Source organism: Paenibacillus sp. JT31N17, from assembly GCF_056269255.1.
Genome location: NZ_JBWDNP010000008.1, coordinates 60010 through 82547, shown reverse-complemented (window position 1 = coordinate 82547; position 22538 = coordinate 60010). Strand labels below are relative to the sequence as shown.

The window sequence follows — 22538 nt, the reverse complement described above, 5'->3', positions numbered from 1 at the left end:
TCATGAACAACCTCCTGAAGATTGAAAGCAAAAAGATAAGCGTAACGCTCTTCCAATTCACCGCCTTTTGTCATTCGGGTAGCCATATTATATAATTAAATTCCGAATTTCGGTATGTTATATCCGAATTTTGAAACCCGATATATACGATCATTATAGTAGGTAATCAGCAAAAATCAAGAGGAAATTAATTTTTTGTCGATTTATGTTATGTCAACCAGGCATGATTCATTCTCCCAGCCATTTTGGTGTATACTGGATAGGCGATATTTTGAATATGGAAATGAATAAGCAGCGCGCAGCACAGGAGGAAAAAGTGTTAAATAAAAACAAAACCATCATCCGGTCCATGGATCTGCTTAATCTTTTTTTGACCCATACGAGACTGACCATTAATGAAATCTCGCAGCACTCCGGCGTGCCCAAAACATCCGTCCACCGGATGATCGGATCGCTTGAAGAAATGGGATTTCTGCATAAAGATAAGAACGGACAATACTCACTTGGCCTTATGTTTCTGCAGTTCGGGAATCTGGTCGCGGAACGGCTGGACATCAGGCATATTGCCCTGCCGGTCATGCAGAAGCTGCGCGACGATGTCGAAGAAGCGGTCCACCTCATCCTGAAGGATGGCCATGAATCCATTTATATCGAGAAGCTGGATACGGATCATCCCGTCAGACTGTTCACAAAAATTGGCAGGAAGGCTCCCCTGTATGCGGGGGCGTCCTCGCGGATTTTTCTAGCTTTTATGCCGGAGAATGAGAGAGAGGCGTATCTGGAAGAGGTCGAGCTGAAACCGATCGGCTCGGGAACCATCCTGAGCAAGGAGAAGCTGCGCGAGGCGCTGGAGCTGTCCAGACAGACAGGCTACAGCTTCAGCCGCTCCGAGCTTGAGAACTATACGGCAGAGCTGAGCGCGCCTATCTTCGACCATTCCGATCAAATCGTAGCGGCGATCAGTATCGCGGGGCTTAATGTACGATTCGGGGAGGAGCAATTGCCCGCCCTGATCCTCAAGGTGAAGCATGCAGCGGATGATGTATCCCGCCGGCTTGGCTGCACGACTCCTGTCGGCATTACCCGTTAGCGGATTCATTGAACAGCAGAAAAAGAGGATGGCCCCGCGCCTTCCTCTTTTTGCTTCGGAGTTTGTTCGATAGAGCCAATTATCGGATCAGCTCAGTTCGGGTCGGACCTTTCGTTGAGAATGCCTGCAGCTAGTCGCGGGTTGAATAATGATAGTCTCTGTATTCCTGAGGCGTGCAGCCGACCCATTTTTTAAACAAGTAGATGAAATAGGCGGAGGTTTGAATGCCGACCCTTTCCGTGACCTCATACACCTTAATATTGGGATCCTGCAGCAGCTCCTTGGCAAGCTGGATGCGGGTTTCCTGGACAAAATCGGAGATGGTCTTGCCCATTTCCTTTTTGAACAATACGCTGAGATAGCTGGCGTTCAGATTGAATTGCTCGGCAAGCTGCTTGACGGTCCAATTCTCCTGTACCCGTTCCCCGATAAAGCTGGCTACCTTCCGGATCAGGTTGTGCTGCTGGTTGCTGTGCTCCTTCTTGTCGATCAACATATATCGGTCCACATGCTCGATCAGAAGCTCGATAATCTGCCCTGTGCTGCTGCAGTCCAGCAGCCGGCGCCACATCAGGATATTCAATTCCCCGTCGGATCCGTTGGTTGGCTTAAGGGTTCGAACGAGTTCGCTGAGAAAATTCATGCCAAACGCCTGCACATAAGAGAAGGAAAACGTCTCCTGGGCCTGCAGCAGATCGAAGATCTGATTCATATAATCGCCGACCGCCTTCACGTCGCCCGACTCCATGAGCTTTACGACGCTCGGCATAAACTCCTCGCGCAGGCGGAAGTCCTTGAATTCTGTCGAATCCCTGTTCTCATGCCGGATAATCTGTCCATCTTCAATAAGACGAGCCTGCGCCATCATAAACTTGACTTCCTTGTAGAACAGAGGAACTTCGTTCCACTGGCTCCCCATCCGGCTGCAGCCGACGGTTACCGTGGCGCTGTACTGCTCCAGCATCATCTTCTGGATGAACTGCAACTGCCTCTCGACCCTCACCCGCTCCCCGGGTGTCGGGTTCAGATGCAGAACGGCTATTTCATCCGGGGCAATCTGCGCCATGTAGAGCTGCTCCAGATCGGACAAGCCAACGTCTACGGTTTTTCTGAAGCCGCTTCCAAGAAGCACTCTGTCTCTGGCATCCTTGCCTGAAGACAGAAAATGATCAAGTCCGATAACCATGATCCATAGACCACGGATGCTTCCCGGCAGCTCCATAAGGCTGCTCCAGGATGAGAGCATTTCTTCGGTCTGGGGGATCTCCGCAATCAAATCGCTGACGAAGCGCTCTTTCACAAGCCGGAGACTTCCCGATACCTTTTTCTCCAGATCGCTGGTCTGCTCGACGACACTCCGCATCTTATCCAATGTGACCTTAAGCGCAGTCAGCCGGCTTGACACTTCATCCAGCTTGAGCGGCTTCAACACATACGCCTGCGCGCCGACATGAATGGCATCCTGGACAAATTCGAATTCGTTATAGCCGCTGATCATCAGAACCTGAATTTGCGGATAAAGCGTCTTGGCCTTCGCTACCAGCTCAATGCCGTTCATACCGGGCATCGACACATCGGAAATAAGCACATCGAAGGACGATTCGCCCATCAGCTCCAGCGCTTCTTCCCCCGATTCCGCCGAAACGGGATCGTCATAGCCCAGCTCCTGCCATTTGATATAGCGGATAAGCCCTGTAATATTAGAAGGCTCATCATCGACAATCAGCACTTTGAGCATTTTACTGTTCCCTCCTGATGGTCGGCTGCTCCGGGCAAACCGGAAATACGATAGAAACCAAGGTCCACTCGCCTGCCGCGCTTTCCATAGTGAACGTTCCGTTTTCCCCGAAATAGAGAGCAAGCCTTTCCTTGATGTTGGACGTCCCGAACCCGTTGCCCTTCCCTACATGCGTCCCCTCTTCAATCGCGCTCAGGGTATCCCCGGGAATGCCCTGGCCGTTATCATAGACGGACATCCGGATATTCGCGCCTTCTCTTGCAACGGAAATTCGAATGACCGCATTCTTCCTGCGTGTAATGGCCCCGTGCAGATAACAGTTCTCCACAATCGGCTGCAGCACCGTCTTGATCGTATAGAAGTCAAGCACAGAGCTGTCGATATCCCATTCGATCTGAATCCGGTCCGGGTACCGGAGCTGCTGAATATCCAGGTAAGCCTTGACATGCTCCAGCTCTTCGCGGATCCGGATGACGCTGATCTTGTTATTCAAGGCCAGCCGGTAAAAGGTCGTCAGCGCGTCGATGATCACAATTTGCTCGGAATCCTGCACATCGAGCGCCCGCCAGCGGATCAGGCTGAGCGAATTGTAGATGAAGTGGGGATTGACCTGCGCCTGCAGCGCCTTAAAGGCCTGCTCCTTCTCCTTCAGCCCGGCCCGCGTGATGCCCTCCACCAGCTTCCCGAGCCGCTCCGACATGGAATTGAACATATTCTCCAATTCGCCTACCTCATCTTTCTCGTGATTGCGGACGTTCACCTCAAATTCGCCCCGGGAAAGATCGCTCATCCGGCTGCCCAGCTTGCGGATGCGCCGGACGATGTTTTTGACAATGGTCATCATGAGGAAGATCGACAGCAGCAGGAAAAAGAGCGTGATGCCGACAATCAGATACAGCACCGTCCTGTTCTGACTGCCCATATATTTCATATGAACCAATGCCACCACGTTCCAGCGGGAGGAGAGCGGCTTGGTAATCAGCAGCTCCTTGACCTGCGTCAAATCATAAACACCCGCTTCATCCCCATCCCCTCCGGCGTCCGGCCATTCTTTCGAGATCATGAGGCTGCCGATCCTTGCCTTGTCCGACGCTGCGAGGATCTTCCGGGATTCATCCACGATGTAAAGGCTCCCGTCGCCATTGAAGGGATGGTCGAGCAGTTCGCCGAAAACGGTATCATAATTAAGCAGAATATAGACCATCCCGAGCACATTCCCGGAGGCGCTGATGATTTTGCGCGTAATGACGATCTGCTTCGGATTATCGCGCGCGTTGCTCCATTGAAGCGGACTCGACGATTTCATGGCCGCGTTGTACCATGAACGCTCGTCTCTGCCTGCCAGCATTCTCTCCTCCGGCCGCCACAGCAGCTGCCCGTCCTGGACCAGCGTTTCATTGGTATGGTAAATGCGGAAGTCGGCGATGCCGGGCAAATATTTGCTCGTAATCAGGAACGTCCGGTCCACATAATTAACCGTATCCACAATCTCGGGCATATCCGTATATTCCCGTTCGAGCCGGGCGATCAGCTCGCTGTCGGTGGCCGTCCGGACGGCAAGCAAATCATAGCTTTGCTTGGCGAAATCGACATTGCGGGCGGTTTGCCGTACCGTCTCGTCGAGCGTAACCAGGTAGCTGTGATGAAAGCTGCGGATCACCAAATAAATAGCGCCGCCGCCAAGGACAAGTGTGGGCAGCAGCAGGATCAAGCCATAAAGGATTAATATTTTGCTGCGCAGGTTCATCCCGCGGGTGAACCCGATGATCATTCTTTCCAACCGCAATCTCAAAGCACTGCACTCCTTTCACACGCACAAATCATATCATATGCATGGTGAAGCACGCATAAACGGGAGCCATCCTTGTTGGACGGTTCCCGTTTCCTGATGAGCTAAAATGATGTCAGAGCTTCATCGGAAGCAGCCTTCAAGACTGCTTCCCTTATTTCAATCGGACCTTTTGCGCTAGGCTTTTGCTGTTTCCTGCAGCGTCTGGTTCCATTCTTCCTTGAGCTCGCTCCAGTGCGCGCGCTTCTCGATGGCAGCCTGGAAATCCTTCCAGGCCGACTCGAATGCGGCGTCGTCTTTGGCCATAATCAGCTTGGCTTTAAACTCCTTGCGCACATTTTCCAGCTCAGGCAGGTATTTCTCCCATAAGCCGCCCGCCTTCGCCTTCACCATATCCTGCGGCTCGGCGATGCGGATTCCGCCCATCTTGCCGATTTGCTCAGAGAAGTCGATCGTTTTCTGGCGGCCCTTCGGCTCGGTTACGCCGTAGTTCCACCACGGATACCATTCATTGCTGTAGGAAGAGGCCATATACAGACCGGGATTCGTGCTCGCGATCTTCGCCGCGTCCCCGGAATCGTGCAGCTCCTGGTAGTTTTTATCGGTGAAAACCCATAGTCCGAGCGGCTTATCCACCCAGTTCCAGAACACGCCGGCCGGTCCTTCGGCGGCAACCTGCTGCTGCTCGGGATTTTGCGTCAGCGTATAATCGAAGAATTTCAGAATGGCTTCCAGGTTCTTCGTGTCTTTATTAATAAATACATCATCGGCCGGATACGGATTGACGATTTGATTGGCGCCGATGGCGCTCACCCCGTCGACCTGCGGGTATGGAACGGCCTCATAGTACCATGCCGGCTCCGTCGGTCCATCCAGAACCTCCCACAAATGCGCGTCCATATTGAAGAATCCGCCGGCGTTCATCGCGATGCGTCCGGTTTTGTTTTTCTCCTTGTAGCGCTCGCTCTTGTCCGTGATCGCCTCGTGATCCAGAAGATTCGCACGGTACATCTTGTTCATCCATTGGTAGGCGGCTTTATATTGGGGATTATCATAAATAAATTCGTAGCCGTCACCCTTTTTCTGAACCGGAATGACGCCCCCCGCAGTGGCGGTCGACACCCCGAACGTACTCAGAATCACGTTCTCGTCATTCGCATCCGAGAGGAAGCTCAGCGGAATGAGCGGCTTGCCCGATTCATCCGTCTGCTTCGCCGCGAGTTCCAGATATTTCTCCACGCCGCCGATCGTTTTGAGATCGTCTACGGTCAGACCGGTTTTCTCCAATACGTCGGAGCGGACGAACCAGCCGAGAGAAGCCCAGCCTGGCCACGGATCTTCGGGATTCTGGTCGAACCATGTCGGTATCGACCAGATATGGCCGTCCTTATCCTTCATCGCGTCCAGATACAGCTTGGGGATCGCCGCGAGTCCGGGATATTTGTCAGGCATATCAAAATATTGCTCAAGCGGAAGAACCGTGTTCGACCGGATCATAGCGGACGTAACCACATCGCCGCGGGCAAAAATTGCCGCGTCCTCAAAGCCTCCGGTGTTCAGCTTCAGATTAAGCGCTGTCATGGCATCGCCTTGCGTAGCCTCCAGCTGCACGTCGATGCCCGGCTCATTCTCTCTCCAGTAAGTCTGTACCTTACTGTCATTGTTGATCGTTGCCGTCCAGCCGAGCCACAGCTTGAAGGCTTTGGACCCGCCGGCTCCCTCAGCGGCATTCGTTCCGCCGTCAGCGGCTGGGCCGCTGCCGGAGTCTGCATTGCCATTCGAACCTCCGCTGCCGTTCGAGCATGCCGCCACCAGAAACATAAGCAGCGCAAGGGTCATGGCCCCCAGCCATCTTGCTCTCTTTTTACGTATAATCATGAATTGCTTCCCCTTCCCGTTTTCTCGTTTGGTATTTGATGTTTCCTTATACCCGCCGCTTTTCTCTTACCCTTTCACAGAGCCGATCAGGACTCCTTTGACAAAATACTTCTGCAAAAACGGATAGACACAAAGAATCGGAAGCGCGCTGACCATGACGGTTGCCATTTTGATGGACATTAAGGTGACATTGGAAATCATCGAGCCTCTGGCCAGCGCCTCCTGATTATTATTCGAGCCAAGAACCGCCGATATGTCCTGCGCAGACAAAAGCTGCTGCAGAAACGTCTGGACGGGGATGAGATTCTGGTCCGAAACGTAGAAGGCTCCGGCAAACCAGTCATTCCAGTGCCAGACAGCGGTGAACAATCCGAGTGCCGCCAGCATGGGCTTGGAGAGCGGTAAAATAATGATAAGCAGAATCCGGAAGGGATTCGCGCCGTCAATTTCCGCCGATTCGGTCAGCGCTTCGGGAATGCCCTGAATGAATTTCATCATGACGAACATATTCCACGCCGAGAACGCGGATGGAATGATGTACACCCAGAACGAGTTAAGCAAGGACAAATCGTTGAGCTGGATATATAAAGGGATCAATCCGCCGCTAAACAGCATCGTGATCAGGATATAGCTGAGAATAACCTGCCGAAACGGCAGCTGCCGGTAGGACAAGCCGAACGCGACCAGAATCGTTACGAGCAGTCCAATAATCGTTCCAATAATGGTACGGGCAATCGTGATCAGATACGCATGCTGGATGACGGAATTGCCGAGAACCACCTCGAAGTTATAGAGCGTAAATTTCCGCGGCCACAGATAAACGCCGCCTTTGGCCGCATCGCTCCCCACATTCAGAGCAATGGAAAGCATGGACATGAACGGATAGATGACCGATGCACACAATAGAAGCATCAGCGCAATTATAATAATCTGACTGATCTTGTCGCTTGCTGAACGTTTCATTGCTTACCAAAGCCCCTCCCCGTTGAATTTCCGTGACAGCTGATTCGTACAGAGCACCAGGATCAAGCTGACGATGGAGGAAAGCAGCCCGACCGCCGTTGCCATACCGAAATAACCTTGCTGCAGGCCGCTGCGCAGAATGTACGTGTCCAGCACATCCGCTACCGGCTGATTGGCCGGATTCATAAGCGGATAGATCTGATCCATCCCGACGGCTATGAGACTTGGCATACTCAGGATCAGTACGATGGAGATCGTGGGCAAAATGCCGGGCAAGGTAATGCTGCGCATCTGCGCCAGCTTGCCGGCTCCCTCTACCTTGGCCGCTTCATAGAGCTGCGGATCGATCGTGGTGATGGCCGCCAGGTACAGAATCGTATTCCAGCCGACTTCCTTCCACAAGCCGCTCGCCACGATCATCGGACGAAACCATTCCGTCGATCCAAGGAAGAAGACCGGCTCGCCGCCCATATTGACAATCAGCTGGTTGACGATCCCCCCGTCCAGAGTAAGCAGGGATTGCAGCATATAGGCGACGACGATCCAGGAGAAAAAGTGGGGCAGATAGCTGACCGACTGGACGAATCGCTTGAAGCCGGTATGTCTCAACTCATTAATGAGGAGCGCAAGAATAATGGGTGCAGGGAAACCGAAAACAAATTTGAGGACGGCGATATAAAGCGTATTGCCCACCACAACCCAGAACTGGTCATCCTGCAAAAAAGAAAAGTTTTCAAATCCGACCCATGGACTGTTCCACATTGTAAGGCCGATATGAAAATCTTTGAACGCTACTTGAATGCCGACCATCGGAACATAGCTGAACAAGAACAGCAGGACAACGGCCGGTACAATCATCGTGTACTGCCAGCGGTATTTTGTCAGTCTCGCAAACATTATGTCACCCCTTTGCACTCATTATAGGGTTTGAATGTAAGCAGTTCCATATCACAACGATTGGATTTCCATCGTTTTGATTGGAGAAAAAAGCAGGCAAGGAAATCGCATATGGCAGCTGTCTGAGGAAAAAGCTCTCTATTTGGCTTTGGGTGCTGCAGAGTTTTTTCGGGGAATGCTATCCTTTTTACTATAGGATTTTGTTCCAAAAGGTTTGCCTAAAACAAACCGTTTTGGTAAGTTTAAATCTACCTATACCACGGGGGAGGACGGGATATGCGCTACTATAAGCCCCATGAGATTGCCAGAGAGCTTCACATCAGTACGAGCGCTTTGCGCCATTATGAATCCTGGGGAGTGGTGCCAATCCCCGAACGAGCCGCGAATGGTTATCGGCTCTATACGGCGGTGCATCTGGCTTATTTCCGCTGTCTCCGCACCATGTTCGCCGGCTTTGGCGTTGCCGTCACCTGTGACGTGCTGCGCCATATTCAGAAATCGGATATGGACTCCGCCTTCTGGCTGGTCAACAAGGAGCAGGCAAGTCTGCATCATGAAAAAGAAGTAGCCGACCAGACGCTTGCGCTGCTGCAGGATTCCGAGCTCGCCATCCTGGCAGGCAAGAAGCTGAAAAACAGGATGAACATCGGCGAGGCTGCCGCTCTAACCGATGTGCAGGCCTCGGCTATCCGGCACTGGGAGAAGGAAGGGCTGCTGACGCCGGACCGCGATCCCGAGAACGGTTACCGGGTGTTTACGTCCACGCATATCAGACAAATTCTGCTCATCCGCACCTTGAGGCGGACCGTCTATTTTCTGGATAATATGAGGGAAATTGTTCAGGCCGTGGAGCATCATAGCATGGAGAAAGCCAAAAGAGTCACAGAGGATGCCCTGTTAAGCATCCATGAGCGCAACCGCCGGCAAATCTATGGGGTTCATCAATTGGTAGAGCTTTGCAAAGAGGTGGGGTTGGAAACGCAGGGGTAATGCTATTTCATTGCTATAAAGCCAAGAAGAGTCGGAAAGCACGGACTTTCCTTATTTTTTGCTGATCAAGCGGACCGTGCGATGCGGTCAAGCCTTCGCATTTATTCAATTATTGTCAGAATACCTGTGAGCTTATATTTTTTCATTTTCATCTAAATTCTATATTTTATAGAAATATATTACTATTATTCGCAGGGAAAGCTTAGAAAATCTGATCCTGTAATCCGGCTCATGTTTCATATTACTAGTTGGAATTATCTTCTGTGAATGTTTGAGCCGGCCTGTCGGTTCGTAACTGCCTTACTGGAGCGTTCATACAGGTGCACTCGGCACCGGATGGGCGCTGCAGCGAGTTTTTTCCGGCTTGCATGCCGGCAGCTAGGGCTGGGACGAGTGCAAGCCGATTTTTCCTTACTAGAGCGTTCATTCTGGTGCACTCGGCACCGGATGGGCGCTGCAGCGAGCTTTTTCCGGCTTGCATGGCGGGCAGCTAGGGCTGGGACGAGTGCAAGCCGGGTTTTCCTTACTGGAGTTTTCATTCTGGTAGACTCGGCACCGATTGGCGCTGCAGCGAGCTTTTTCCGGCTTGCATGCCCGGCAGTGTGTTAATAGTTGACTAATAGGCAACTGCAGCTGCCCCTGAAGTGAATAATAGTTGAACATAATAGAAAGACAAACAAAGCACCTTCAGAACCACTACTGAGTGGGGCTGAAGATGCCTTGGTTTTCATAAAATGATGACAGGGCAAGGGCTGAAAACCATCTTTTGAAATGGCCCCTTTCCTTATTTAAAAGTTTAACAGGGCATCAAACCCGCCGAACCGCTCGGCAAGTTCCAAGGTTTCTCGCGTTAGCTTGTTCGATCATGAACGCCAAAGTACTGCATTGGCGTTCATGATCGAATAAAGCGATCGCTGGTTCCCCATGACCAATAAGGGATCTTCCATCAGCTTTATGCTTTAAGCCGAGCCATTCACTATTAATCTTAAAAGTTGATTTTTTCCTTTTTTTGATGAAGTTCTGCTTTTAGTCTGGCCGCTGCTATAGCGCCGTAAGCGCCGGCCTCATTCCCAAGTGTCGCCAGCACGATATTCACCGGCAGCGGCGTCAGCTTGGAGGCTCTGTCTCTTACTTCGTTCACATAATAATCCCCGGAATCTACCACCCCGCCCCCGAGTACGACAACCTCGGGATTGAGCAAAGAAACGGCATTTGCGATTCCTACAGCCATATAATTGAGCGGTCTGTCCATAATTTTCTTCGCAGTCTCATCGCCCTCTGCTGCTGCAGTCACAACATGCTTGGCCTCGATCCGTTCCAGTATTCCGCCTGCCATTTCGAGGATCTTCGATTTGCGGCCGCCTTGACTGAGATAATCGCGCGCCGCAATGCCGATTCCCGTACCGGAGGTGGCCTCTTCGAAGGGGCCGAATTTCTCCCCTTTTCCATGATCATTGTTGATCAAGCAGGAATCGACCACCCAATTCCCGATTTCGCCGGCTGCATTATTTGCTCCTTTATACAGCTCCCCGTTGAAAATAAACGCGCTGCCGATTCCGGTGCCGATCGTTATCATCATCACATGTCGCTTGCCCTGGGCAGCGCCCATCCAATTCTCGCCCCAGGCCGCCATGTTGACGTCATTGTCCAAATAAACAGAGCCTGTATAATATTTGCGGATAATCGGCCTCACGTCAATGGCAGGCCATCTGAAGGCAGGCGCATTCGTCAGAATGCCCGCGTTATCTCCAATAACTCCCGGAAATCCAACTCCGATGCCGGAAAGATCATATACTTGCAAACCCCGTTCAACCAACAAAAGAGCAAGCTCTTCGAACAGCCAGCGAAAAAAACTCTCGGGATCAGATTCTGTTGGGGTGCGAAGTTTACTTTTAATAACCGGATTGCCTTGAGGGTCGGCTACACAAACAAATACCTTCGTTCCCCCAACGTCAATTCCTGCCGTATATCCGCTCTCTTGTGTTCTACTCATGGTCATACCTCCATACCGAATCTTACAAATCTTCAAACTATCCGGGCAACCGTCAGCTTCCCCCTACTCCATCAGCAACTATATCCCCCAACTTCACTTCATCCTCCCTTATTTCACAGTGACAGCCCCGTGATCGGGTCTCCGGGGCCTCACTGTGCATATTTTTTTAAATTTTCAATCCGGAATTACTCTGCGACCATAATATCGATCAGATTCAACAATGCTTGTGCGGCTTCCGCACGGGTAGTGTTTGATTTCGGAGCAAAGTTTGCAGGCGATTGACCGCGCATTAGCTCAAGTTCAAGCGCTTTGCTAATGTCTGCTTCTGCCCATGACGATACCTGATTATGATCTTTGAAGTCTGCAAGACTGCTGGCATCCATCTGTTTCTTACCGTTCTTATACTCATAAGCACGAACGATCAATACAGCCATTTGTTCCCGCGTAATTGGCGCATTAGGCGCAAATTCCGTTTCCGACAGGCCTTGAATCAAGCCTGCATCGAACGCTGCTGCCACATCGGCTGCAAACCAGTCCGATGCCTTCACATCCGCGAAAGCGGTGCTGCTGCCAGTCGCGTCAAGACCAATCGCTCTTACCAATAATGCGGCAAATTCAGCGCGCGTCGTCAGAGCGGACGGCTTGAACTGCGTATCGGACACTCCGTTAATCAGATGCTTGGCCGATAGGATCTGCAGTGACCTGTAAACCCAATGCTTGGATGGGACATCTATGAACGTTTTATCATACTGCATCACTGCATAGGTACCAAGATGAGATACTTTCACGGTTGCGGTATCGTTCGTTATATCGATATCGCCGCCGACGTAATCCCATTTGCCGGTTGTTTCATTGAACGAATAAACTCCCAGCAAGGCTTCATCAAGATCGGATGGATAAGACAATACGATCTCTGCCTGTTCCGTCAATGATGCAAGCTTGCTTTCTTTGCCGTCTTGATCCACCAGAACGAGCTCCAGGTTGTAGGACGATCCGCCAAGCTTGTAGCCTGAGTCAACCTGACCCTTCTCTTCCGGATTCATTCTTACGATAATCTGAGCCTTATCGGATTGACCCTCCAGCTGACCGGCCAATTTCTGAATGACTGCTGCCGGAATCGTCAGCGTTACGCCGGATGCCTGAACCTCCAACGCATTTCCAGCCAGAAGCTCTCCTGCGTTAATCGGGAGCACGGCTTCCGTTTTGCCGTCTTTCAATTCCAGTTTCACTTTGCCGTCCTGTACATGGGCCAGCTCTTCCTTGCTGAATGATTGCTGTGATTCTTTCCCGTCTGTACCAGGAGTCGAAACTGGAGGTGCAGGATAGTAAGGGATTGAAGTATTCTGCCCGCTAATCGCGATCTTCAGTTCTCCCACGACGCCTGAACCGTCATTTGCTGCTGCTTTCACGAGTACATCGCCATCGCCGGCTGCCGTGAGCAGCCCTGTCTCGCTGATTGATGCCGAACCGCCCATTCCAGAGACCGACCAGGTTACTGAAGGATCGCTCGCATATGACGGCGTTACCTCGGCAGTTAACTGAAGTGTGCCTTGGTAGCTCGTAATCGAGGTGCCATCTCCATCCGCCTTAATGACGATGCCTGTTACCGGGCTAGCCGCTTTGTTCGACAGAACAATACCTTCTGAAGCGGAGCCATTCCCGTTTAACGCCGATATTCGGAGACTATAGCTGTCGCCGGAGTTCAATCCGCCGAGAACGAAGGATTGCACGCCTTTGTCCACAATAACCGGTTCAATATTCGCCGGGGTATCTACTGTGATCTTGACTCTGCTGAATACAATGTCATCCGGATCCTTCCAGGTCACCTTCAATTGCTTTCCTTCGCCGTCATATTCCGCTTTGGCATTTTGAACCTCGGCAGAATCACGGAGCACCAGCTTCACAGCCTGATTTTTAACTTCAGGGGCTGAGACAAGGCTTGGAGACGGGAAGCTTAATGACGCGCCAGTCAGCGTGAATTCAGCATTCCCGTTGTCAATTGAAGCAACATCCTTGGCTTTGAATTGAAGCTTCACAATCGTATCGCTCAAGCTCGTTCTCGGGCCCGAAGCCGCCAGTTTCAACTTAACTGTGCCAGGAACGCTTTTGTCCACTTTCGATACGGACACTGTTTTCTCTGCAGAGACGGCAGATACGAAGTCAAACTTCGTGCTGTCGTAGTTGACATTGACATCTTCCCCGAATACGGAGCTTGTCACGTTCTGCAGTCCAAGATCCAATGAATACGTGCTGCCGGTTGTTGCAGATGCATCTCCGGTCAGTGTTGCTGCCGGTCCATACAGCTCGAATGCGGCAAGATTGAAGCTCGTTGCCGGGTTCGTTGCTGCAAGGCCGGTTACGCCTTGACCCGTCCCTCCGGAACCGATCTGAGGGCTGCCCGGACGTTTACCTTCCATCGTAACGCGGATATACCGCTTGGTGACGGGAGCAAACTGCAAATCGTTCATGGCTGAACCATTGCTGTTTGTTGCGATAAGAACCTTTTTCCAGTTCGTATTGTCATCAGATACTTCAACAGTCAAATTCTGCGCATAATTTGCATAATCCCATCTCATGACTGCCCGGCTGAAGGTTGTGGGCGCTCCCAGATCAACCTTGTACCACTGCGGGTCGGCTCCGGTTGTCGCATTCGTGGAGCTCTGCCATTTGGTAGTCAATGAGCTGCTGTCCAGCGCATTATTCGCGTTATTCGAACCTTGTGTAGTGGACGCTGTTGCGGTCGTCTTTTTGAATACAAGATTCGTAGAAGTCGGAAGCCCTTTCTGCGGTACAACGATATTGTTGTAGCTGTTGATCTCTACGACAGGAGCAGCATTCCCCAGGTCCGACACCTTGTATTGGGCGGTAAGGGTTCTCTCTTCTCCAGGCAGCAGCATGAAGTAGTTATCATCCATCCGAACCGGAGCGACCAGATCCCCGCCTTCGCCTTTTCTGATTTTGGCGAATACCGAATAAGCGATGTTGCTGCCATTATTCTTGATGGTATAGGTGAGCGTCTCCTCAGCGCCGTTAGTTACAGCAGCGGGTGTGCCTGCAATCGACAGCTCAGCCGGTCCCAGCTTCTGAAGATCCGTATAATCCGCATACTGATTTTGCGGGGTTGCGTTCCAGTTGTGGCTTGAGTATTTAACCACATCCTTCTTCAGCGATTCCGCATAGGAGTTCACACTTACAAGATTTCCTGCTTCGTCTCTCAGTTCCAAGCGGATAAAGTAAGTCGGTGACAGGGTGAAATTGGCCTCGTCGATCTGATCAACCGTTGTAATGCCATAAGCCTCGTTGATCTTCCCTCCGAAGTCAATATCCTGATAGCCGACCGTTTTCGGAGCGCCGCCCTCGGCTGGTGCTGCCCCGTCTGGTGTAACCGCCAATTGGTTGAAGGTTCTGTCGTATACTTTCTTGCTGTCAATATTGTAGATTTGCACTTTCGCATTCAATCCGGAATAGGCGGTTTGCGTGCTGTTGACGATCTTGACCTGCTTGGTGCCGTAATCGAATAGAATATGAAGCGGCTCGTTGGCGATCTTTGTTCCGAAATAAGAGCTGTTCGGGTTCAGGTAGTAGTCGAACATATTCCAGTACAGGCTCGGCCATGCATTGTTAAGCATCCACTGCACCCAGCCGGACGCATTGGTGTACTTGTTCACCTGGAGCGCTTCATACTGCGCCCGGAATGCATCGTACTGCTGAACCTGGGCTTTGATATTGAATTCTTCAAGACTGTTGGACTCCCCGTAGTGATTGTCCAAAGCTCTGTTGAAATTCGCCAGATCCTTGAAGCTTCCTCTGGCCGTATGGTAATTCCATTGGGCGAAATTATCGCCGCCCACATTGTAAGGCCACAGCGTATTCGCCGGCAAAATCTTCTTCATCGTCTCGGTCACCGGAATACTCGGACCCGGACCCGCTTCCGAAGTAAAGCCGAATGCGCCGCCATCATTCATATCCTCGAAATACATCGCTGGAGGAGCGTAATCATACGTGGCATCCATATGCATGCCGCTGTACGTACCTGTCAATTCCGCCTTCTTGGCAGAGCCGCTGGAAATAATGGCCCCATAGTCATCCCAATGGATTTTATGCTCCAGATCCAGGAATGCCTGTTCGACCTGCTTGCCCCGTTCGATCGTTCCACCATTCGGCAGATCGTCCCCATAAGAAGGAGGATTGTCGCTTCCGTTCAGCCAGGCAATCATGCTCGGATGAACGCGGGCGTTTTGAATTTGCGCCTGCAAGGAATCTTTTACAATATCGAGCTCTGCATCGCTGTAGGCTGCCGGCTGCTGCCATCTGCTGCAGCATACCCAGCCGGTCATGTAGAGAATCCCCTTCTCATCCAGAAGGTCGAGCAGCCGGTCATCGAAGAACATGCCTTCATCGCGGATCGCGTTCAGCCCCATATCATCAATATACTGCATGATGGCAACGTTCGTATCCTGATTGCGGCGGAGGAACAGATCCGTAGGGGAATAACCTCCCGCTTTAATCAGAATGGGCTTATGATTGACATAAAATTGCACCATATCCTTAAGACTGTCTTCATCAGAAGGTGAAACATTCATTTCTGTATCAATTTCACGAATCCCGAATTTTTGTTTGATCACATCAGTGACAACATTGTTGGCAGTGAATTTGAATTCAATGGAATACATCGGCTGACCGCCCATATCCTTCGGCCACCAAAGCTGAGGATTTGCGATGTTCAATTCGGCATACTTATCAGAGCCAAAATTGAACTCCTGATCCTGCACCCCTGCGCTCAGCGTAACAGGCTGCGAAACAGCCGCTACCACTGCGCCGCCGGGATCCGTAATGGTTGCGGATAATGTTCCTTCGATCTCGGAGCTTGTCTTGTTGCTCAGATCGACATAAGCGTTGAGGCTCGCCATGTTCAGCTCATTATTCACCTTGGAACCGACATATGGATTGCGCACCTCAACCGAATCGGTCGTGGTAATGAAAACATCCCGCCAAAGGCCCATATTATTGTCGGCCGGTCTTGGCACCCAGTCCACCCAGTAGATCGAAAAATCCTTTCCGTAGTCGGATCGCTCTACAGATACGGCAATGGTATTCTTCGTCACGCCGTCGGCAGTGACATAATCGGTAATATCCAGCTCATACGTCCGGAAGCTGCCGACAATGTCGGAGGAGTCGGCAATCTGATGGCCATTGACCCAGATATTCCCTTTGTACGCAATTCCCTGGAAGTTTACGATGATTCTTTTACCCAGCTCCGACTGGGGCAATGTAAATTCGGTGCGGTACCACCAGGGTACTGTAAAGCGGCTTTCATCGATTTTGGACATTCCGTCTCCGATGTAGGGATCGGAAATATCACCGTCATTAATCAGGGCGCCCAGTACGGTGCTCGGTACCTGAGTGTCGTACCAGCCTGTTGTATCGTAGCCCGGTGTTGAGATGTTGGCGCCGTATGCTGCCTGCACAACGGATTGGCCGTAGGTCGCCTCGGTGGCTGATTGAATTTTCCAGTTGTCTTTGAGCGGATAGACATTGCTTAACGTGACGGCTTTGCTCGAAGAGCCTGGCAAAGGGCCATTATCGATCACTGGTGCTGCATTAACCTTCGTGCTGAGCGGATTGTTAAAGCCGGTAAATATAAGCAATACAGCCATTACAATATGGTAAGCCTGCTTGAATGATTTGCTTTTTACCATTTCCTGCTTCCTCCTCATTATGGTTCGTGCAAGAATGCCAAGCCTGCATACGGGATTATTCCTTCACTCCGCCCGCCGTCATCCCGGTTACGATATGCTTCTGGAAAATGAATGAGATCAGAATTGGCGGCAGGCAAGCCAGCACCCCACCGGTTGCGATCATTCCATAGTCCACTCCATTTTTTCCGCTGAATTCAGCAATGGCCACGGGCACGGTTTTGGCATCGAGACTGGACGTAAACAACAGCGCAAAGAAAAATTCATCCCATGCCAGCAGAAACGCGAATATGCAGGTGGACAGGACGCCGGGACGAATAATCGGGAAAATAATAAGTCTGATGGTCTGGAACCGGCTGCAACCGTCCATATACGCAGCTTCATAGAAATCATTCGACAGAAATTTCAAATAACTCTGCATAACCCAAATGACATAAGGAATGACAAAGGTTAAATCCAATAGAATCAAGGTCCATCTGGAATCCATCATGCCGAACTTATTCAGCATCGAAAACAGCGGAATCACGATAACGACGGACGGTATCATGTAAGAGAACAGGAACAGGTACAGCATTTTCTGCTTGAATCTGAACCGGTATCTCGCAAAGCTGTGCGCAGCCAGTCCTCCGATAATCAAGGCGAGCAGCGTTGTGCATAAGGCGACAATCAGACTGTTGCCCATGGAAAGCCGGAACGTGTACGCCATATCATTGTCCGAATTTACGAAGATATCGATATATCGCTGAAACGTGACATGGCTTGGAATCCAACGCAGCGGCACCGCTGTCAGATCGACCTGATATGAGATGCTGGAGATAAACAGCCAGAGAAAGGGAGCCAGCGTGCAGAAAGTAACCAGTATCCCAAAAAGATACTGCACCAGCCTGAATCGTTTGCTGCTCCTCATGCCGACTCCTCCTCTGCCTTCAGCACCTTGACGTAGACAAAGGTGATACTGCCAATAATCAATGCAATGAGGAACGAGATCGTCGCGCCTTGTGAAAAATGCATGTTGTTGAATGCTTTGATATAGGCTTGATAGGTGAGTACCTTGGTTCCGTCCGAAGGTCCTCCCATAGTCAAGGCATAGATCAGGTCGAACACCTTGAACGATTCCATCGTCCTCATGACGATCAGGACAAGTATAGTCGGCTTCAGATGGGGAAGCGTCAGAACGAAAAACCGCTGCAGCCGCCCCGCTCCATCCACGCTTGCCGCCTCATACACGGATTTGTTGCTCATTTGCAGCGATGCCAATAGAAAGATTACGACAAGCGGCGTCATCTTCCAGACATCGGCCAGAATGACCATGTTCATCGCAAGCCAGGGCTTGCTGAGCCAGGATTGATAATGCGGAATAAGGTGCAGCTGCGTCAGAAAAGCATTCAACGCCCCGTATTCCGGCTGATAAATCCATTTCCACATCGCCCCGTTCACAATCGTCGGCACGGCCCAGGGCAGGATGATGATGGTGCGCAGGAAAGCAATTCCCCGGATCGGCTCGTTCAGGAGCAGCGCAATCAGCATTCCAAACACCATCTCAAAGCTGATCGAAACGAAAGAGAAATAGAATGTTCTGCCTGCGGATTCCCAGAAACTCTTATCTGTAAGAATCACGTAGTAGTTTTTCAATCCTACATAATCGCCCATCGATTCAACATTTAACGACATATCATGAAAGCTTAGGATGAACGTATAAATCAATGGGAAGAGAATAATACCGAATACCGCCAGAACAGCGGGAGTGATATTAAGCCAGACGTAGGTTGTATCACTCATTCTTCTCATGACATTGCCCTTTCTTGACGAATATTAACTCTCTTCAGAAATATCAGTGGCTTTTTTCTGCAATTCATCCAATGCGCTTTGTGCCGTTTTCGACCCGTTCAAGGCCTCGCTCACCGCAACCTGGGCTTCTGTGGAGAATTCGCCGTACCAAGGTACGATTGCACGGTTGACCAGATAGTTATATTGCGTTTTTGCCAAATTAACGAGCTCGGGATTGGTTGCAACGACATCTTGATCATCATAGAGCGATTTCCAGATCGGCAGTGCATCCTTGGCATATTTCTTCTGGAAGTCCTTATCCGCGAGGAATTGAATGTACTTCCAGGCCGCATCGGCATTTTTACTGCCTTTGGTTACCGCAAGCCCCATGCCGCCATTTACCGTCGCGCTTACCGCTTTGGAAGTTCCCGGGCTGAGCGCAATGCCAACCTTGCCGACAACCTGCGATTTTTCCGTATCATTGTTCGCTGCGTTAAACATATAGGTCCAGTTCAAGGCAAAGGCTGCTTTGCCGCTTGAGAACACGCCTGTTACGTCATCCTCCAAATATTCGAGCGAATTCGGATTCGTCAAACCGTCTTTAATCGATTGCGCCATAAAATTAATAGCATCCACATTGGCCGAATCGTTAATCGTAATATTTCCGTCTTTTACCAGATGTCCGCCGAACGATTCCGTAATCGAAGTCACGTCGCACACTAGCGCTTCGGATTGCTTCCAGGTTGCGACGAGCGGATAATCCACGATCCCTTTCTCTTTCAGAACTTTGGCCTGGGCCAATAATTCATCCCATGTTGCAGGAGGTGCATCGAAGCCTGCTTTCTGAAGCATTTCTTTGTTATAGAACAGGTAGCGGGTATCATTCAGCCACGGCATTCCGTACAATTCATTATTGTAGGTTACGGAGTCTAGCGCCCCTTGGAAAATATCTGACCGTTCTTCAGCCGGAAGCTTGTCCGAAACGTTCTTGATGATTCCCGCTTCCGCGAATTTCGCAGTCCATGGAGCGTCAATCAGGACGACATCATAGCTGCTACCGCCGGTAATGATTTTCTGCTCAAGAGATTCATAGGCAACGAAGGTTGGCTCTACCTTGATCGTCGGATTCAATTTCATGAACTCATCCGTCGCTTCCTGAGTCGCCTCCTCGCTGTATCCGGCTTGCTTCATGAAAATGGCCTTCAGTGTGACTGGTTTGTCTGAACTCCCCTCATTGCTGCCTGCATTGGTGCTGGTGTTGTTGGTTCCAGTGGCGGCCGTATTGTCTGCTTTGTTGTTGCCGCTGCTGGAGCATCCGCTTAAAATCCCCACACCCAACATGATTGCGGATAAAACGATACCAAGCTTCCTCTTCATCTGACTTCCTCCTCTATTCATTTCCTTGTATTTGTTGAAAAGCGTAAGCGATCGCACCCATCGCACAGGCTTCCTTACCCAGGAGAGCCAGTTCTATCGTGGTCTCAATCGGTGTGGAGCTGCTCACTCTTTTCTTGATACCGGGCAAAAAAGGACTTAACCATTCAGAAATTTCTCCCCCAATGATGACTTTCTCAGGATTCATGAAGCTTACAATATTGGAAATGACCGCAGACAAATGCACCATGAAATCATCCACGATCGGAATTATCCGTGTATCGCCATTAGCATACAGGCTGAAGATCTCCTCTACGCCATATCCGCTCTTGGCAAGTGCGGTTCCGGAAACTTTATGCTCCAAAGTTCCGAACTTCTCCGCTTCGTTTATCACACCGCTTCTCACTTCGTCAGGTGTAATGAAATAGCCAATTTCACCTGCCGAGAACCGGTGTCCGGTAATAATCGTGCCATTGGCAATAATCGCGCTGCCGAGCCCGTCTCCAATGGAGATGAAGACGATATTGCTTTCATTGGCCCCGGAGCCTGACGCGCTTTCTCCGAACGCTGCGCAATTGACATCATTGTTGAAATATAGCGGGAAGGAAAAATGCGGCTGGAATACCTGCTTCAAATTGACATTCTTATATCCGAGCGCAGGCGAGTCATTGATAAGAATTCCGTTCTCGGCGTCAATCGTACCCGGCAGACCCACGCCCATGCCGATAATTTCATCCTGGTTGATATGCGATCTGTCAATGCACGCCTGAATGAGAGCGACGATCTCCGGAAGCTGCTTCGGAACCGGATGATCTTCTTTGAAGACGATCTCCCCATCCAGATCCGTTATGCGAAGGAGACACTTGGAGCCGCCAATCTCAACCCCGACCCCATACGCCGATTTAGGATTAAATCCAAGCTTCATGCCCCGCCGTCCGCCTTCGCTGGTCGAGCTGCTTAAGCCAAGCTCCGTGACAAATTTCTTATGTATCAGCTCCTCCACGATCAGAGATACGGTGGAACGGCTCAAGCTCAATACCTGTGCTATTTTCGCCCGGGTAATCGGCTGCTTCTCACGAATAAGATTGAGCACAAGCGAGCTATTTACCTGTTTAATCATTTCTAGATTTCCTTTTCTTACCATATGCATCCCCTTTTATTTGTTAGTTCGTTTGTTTGTTCGATGACAAAACTAACTGGTGACATCAGTATAAAGTCAAATCAAGGAAAGTGTCAACAGAAATTTCGTTTGTTTGTTATGTTTAATGACATCGATCAGTGAGTCTAATGAATTACTGCGTAATAAAAACTAACACCAAATACGATATTAGGCTAAAATATGACAAATCGAAGAGCCGCCCGCCATCCTTGGGCAAACATGGAGGCGGTAACTAATCTATTAGATATCCATTTTTAACTTGTATTTATGTTCATAATTTCATATAATCAGAATGTCGTTTTTTGACATATTTTGTCGCAGTTGATGGTTACATCCATTTCACCCATCAAATTTGTTCGGAGATTTCATGGCATGATTTTTCGCCTGAATATAAATAAATAATCAGGATGGTGTGTAATGGTTACTCAGAGAAGTGTCGGATTGGCAGTTATTTTGTCATTGATCACATGCGGGATCTATGCAATCTACTGGTTTATTGTTTTGACAAATGAAGCTGGCGAACTAAGCGGAGATTCCTCATTTACAGGGGGCAAGCATTTTCTTCTTAGCCTGGTGACTTGCGGAATTTGGAGCTTCGTCTGGGCCTATCAGGTAGGCAAGCAGGTCGGAGAAGCGCAGCGGCAGCGCGGCTTGATGGTTTCGGATAATTCGCTTATTTATCTGATTCTCACATTTGTCGGCTTGGGAATCGTAGTCTATGCATTGGTGCAATCCGATGTTAATAAAATGGCATATCGGGCTTAATCCGACAAGGTATCCCAAACTTGCGTGGGGTGCCTTGCTTGGCGCCGGAGGATTTATCTACCTGAAGATATGGCTGCCTGCGACAAATCTCGGGGTCCCGTGCGTATTTCACGAGCTGACGGGGCAGTATTGTCCGGGATGCGGAATAACGAGGAGTGCTCTATCCTTGCTGCAATTGGACTTTAATCAGTCTTTCAGATATAATCCCTTGATTTATTTCATTATGCCTCTGTATGCGGCTTATTTGGTCGCAAACAAGAAACAAAAGCCCCGGATATGCAAGACAATAATGACTGTTATGCTTACGGCAACTGTGGCTTTTGGTATATTAAGGAATATCCCTCTATTCGATTGGCTGGCCCCGACGGAAGTTTGATGAACATCTTAAGAAAGAAAAATAGAAGCTGCTCATAAGTCATGAATGACTTACGGGCAGCTT

General features: G+C 50.3%; 15 protein-coding genes. 4 read left to right on the top strand and 11 right to left on the bottom strand.

Features of this window, described 5'->3' with window-relative positions; translation table 11 throughout:
- The first annotated feature begins 316 nt into the window (after window positions 1-316).
- Window positions 317-1090, top strand: a complete 774-nt coding sequence (locus tag AC0YOB_RS23460; protein WP_475794816.1) for an IclR family transcriptional regulator — start codon at window positions 317-319, stop codon at window positions 1088-1090.
- Between the two features lie 130 nt (window positions 1091-1220).
- Here AC0YOB_RS23460 and AC0YOB_RS23455 read toward each other — a convergent pair whose 3' ends face one another.
- From AC0YOB_RS23455 to AC0YOB_RS23435, 5 genes are all read right to left on the bottom strand, one after another.
- Window positions 1221-2828, bottom strand: coding sequence for a response regulator transcription factor (locus tag AC0YOB_RS23455; protein WP_475794815.1), 1608 nt, complete (start codon window positions 2826-2828; stop codon window positions 1221-1223).
- A gap of 1 nt (window position 2829) precedes the next feature.
- A complete protein-coding gene (locus tag AC0YOB_RS23450; RefSeq protein ID WP_475794814.1) occupies window positions 2830-4620 on the bottom strand; it encodes a cache domain-containing sensor histidine kinase in 1791 nt (596 codons plus the stop codon).
- 174 nt (window positions 4621-4794) lie between these two features.
- Window positions 4795-6495 (bottom strand): type 2 periplasmic-binding domain-containing protein, encoded by a 1701-nt coding sequence (locus tag AC0YOB_RS23445; RefSeq protein WP_475794813.1) that lies wholly within the window; start codon window positions 6493-6495, stop codon window positions 4795-4797.
- Window positions 6496-6561: 66 nt separating this feature from the next.
- A complete protein-coding gene (locus tag AC0YOB_RS23440) occupies window positions 6562-7458 on the bottom strand; it encodes a carbohydrate ABC transporter permease (protein WP_475794812.1) in 897 nt (298 codons plus the stop codon).
- A 3-nt stretch (window positions 7459-7461) separates the two neighbouring features.
- A complete protein-coding gene (locus tag AC0YOB_RS23435; protein WP_210046321.1) occupies window positions 7462-8355 on the bottom strand; it encodes an ABC transporter permease in 894 nt (297 codons plus the stop codon).
- 276 nt (window positions 8356-8631) lie between these two features.
- On the opposite strand from AC0YOB_RS23435, the gene AC0YOB_RS23430 reads away from it, so the two are divergent.
- A complete protein-coding gene (locus AC0YOB_RS23430) occupies window positions 8632-9345 on the top strand; it encodes a TioE family transcriptional regulator (RefSeq protein ID WP_475794811.1) in 714 nt (237 codons plus the stop codon).
- A gap of 985 nt (window positions 9346-10330) precedes the next feature.
- On the opposite strand, the gene AC0YOB_RS23425 is transcribed toward AC0YOB_RS23430, so the two are convergent.
- From AC0YOB_RS23425 to AC0YOB_RS23400, 6 genes are all read right to left on the bottom strand, one after another.
- Entirely contained in the window at window positions 10331-11338 is a 1008-nt protein-coding gene (locus tag AC0YOB_RS23425; protein ID WP_475794810.1) for an ROK family protein, read from the bottom strand.
- Between the two features lie 185 nt (window positions 11339-11523).
- Window positions 11524-17037: an S-layer homology domain-containing protein gene (locus AC0YOB_RS23420; protein WP_475794809.1), complete on the bottom strand. Its 5514-nt coding sequence runs from the start codon at window positions 17035-17037 to the stop codon at window positions 11524-11526.
- A 55-nt stretch (window positions 17038-17092) separates the two neighbouring features.
- Window positions 17093-17941 (bottom strand): carbohydrate ABC transporter permease, encoded by an 849-nt coding sequence (locus AC0YOB_RS23415; RefSeq protein WP_475794808.1) that lies wholly within the window; start codon window positions 17939-17941, stop codon window positions 17093-17095.
- Window positions 17938-18822, bottom strand: coding sequence for a carbohydrate ABC transporter permease (locus AC0YOB_RS23410; protein WP_475794807.1), 885 nt, complete (start codon window positions 18820-18822; stop codon window positions 17938-17940). Before AC0YOB_RS23410 ends, AC0YOB_RS23415 begins: the two co-directional genes overlap by 4 nt.
- 24 nt (window positions 18823-18846) lie before the next feature.
- Complete coding sequence (locus tag AC0YOB_RS23405) at window positions 18847-20178, bottom strand: extracellular solute-binding protein (RefSeq protein WP_475794806.1); 1332 nt, start codon at window positions 20176-20178, stop codon at window positions 18847-18849.
- 13 nt (window positions 20179-20191) lie between these two features.
- On the bottom strand, window positions 20192-21295 hold the full coding sequence (locus AC0YOB_RS23400) for an ROK family transcriptional regulator (protein ID WP_475794805.1): 1104 nt from the start codon (window positions 21293-21295) through the stop codon (window positions 20192-20194).
- A gap of 456 nt (window positions 21296-21751) precedes the next feature.
- On the opposite strand from AC0YOB_RS23400, the gene AC0YOB_RS23395 reads away from it, so the two are divergent.
- Window positions 21752-22099, top strand: a complete 348-nt coding sequence (locus AC0YOB_RS23395) for a DUF4234 domain-containing protein (protein WP_210046328.1) — start codon at window positions 21752-21754, stop codon at window positions 22097-22099.
- Window positions 22053-22475 carry a DUF2752 domain-containing protein gene (locus tag AC0YOB_RS23390; RefSeq protein ID WP_475794804.1) on the top strand — a complete coding sequence of 141 codons (423 nt, stop codon included), beginning with the start codon at window positions 22053-22055 and terminating at the stop codon, window positions 22473-22475. Before AC0YOB_RS23395 ends, AC0YOB_RS23390 begins: the two co-directional genes overlap by 47 nt.
- The last annotated feature ends 63 nt before the right edge of the window (window positions 22476-22538 follow it).

Excerpts from the sequence above, each read along its gene's own strand:
- AC0YOB_RS23440 (WP_475794812.1), bottom strand. The coding sequence starts at position 7,458 with ATGAAACGTTCAGCAAGCGACAAGATCAGTCAGATTATTATAATTGCG.
- AC0YOB_RS23395 (WP_210046328.1), top strand. The coding sequence starts at position 21,752 with ATGGTTACTCAGAGAAGTGTCGGATTGGCAGTTATTTTGTCATTGATC.
- AC0YOB_RS23420 (WP_475794809.1), bottom strand. The coding sequence starts at position 17,037 with ATGGTAAAAAGCAAATCATTCAAGCAGGCTTACCATATTGTAATGGCT.
- AC0YOB_RS23415 (WP_475794808.1), bottom strand. The coding sequence starts at position 17,941 with ATGAGGAGCAGCAAACGATTCAGGCTGGTGCAGTATCTTTTTGGGATA.
- AC0YOB_RS23390 (WP_475794804.1), top strand. The coding sequence starts at position 22,053 with ATGCATTGGTGCAATCCGATGTTAATAAAATGGCATATCGGGCTTAAT.
- AC0YOB_RS23425 (WP_475794810.1), bottom strand. The coding sequence starts at position 11,338 with ATGAGTAGAACACAAGAGAGCGGATATACGGCAGGAATTGACGTTGGG.
- AC0YOB_RS23405 (WP_475794806.1), bottom strand. The coding sequence starts at position 20,178 with ATGAAGAGGAAGCTTGGTATCGTTTTATCCGCAATCATGTTGGGTGTG.
- AC0YOB_RS23455 (WP_475794815.1), bottom strand. The coding sequence starts at position 2,828 with ATGCTCAAAGTGCTGATTGTCGATGATGAGCCTTCTAATATTACAGGG.
- AC0YOB_RS23410 (WP_475794807.1), bottom strand. The coding sequence starts at position 18,822 with ATGAGAAGAATGAGTGATACAACCTACGTCTGGCTTAATATCACTCCC.
- AC0YOB_RS23435 (WP_210046321.1), bottom strand. The coding sequence starts at position 8,355 with ATGTTTGCGAGACTGACAAAATACCGCTGGCAGTACACGATGATTGTA.
- AC0YOB_RS23400 (WP_475794805.1), bottom strand. The coding sequence starts at position 21,295 with ATGATTAAACAGGTAAATAGCTCGCTTGTGCTCAATCTTATTCGTGAG.
- AC0YOB_RS23445 (WP_475794813.1), bottom strand. The coding sequence starts at position 6,495 with ATGATTATACGTAAAAAGAGAGCAAGATGGCTGGGGGCCATGACCCTT.
- AC0YOB_RS23430 (WP_475794811.1), top strand. The coding sequence starts at position 8,632 with ATGCGCTACTATAAGCCCCATGAGATTGCCAGAGAGCTTCACATCAGT.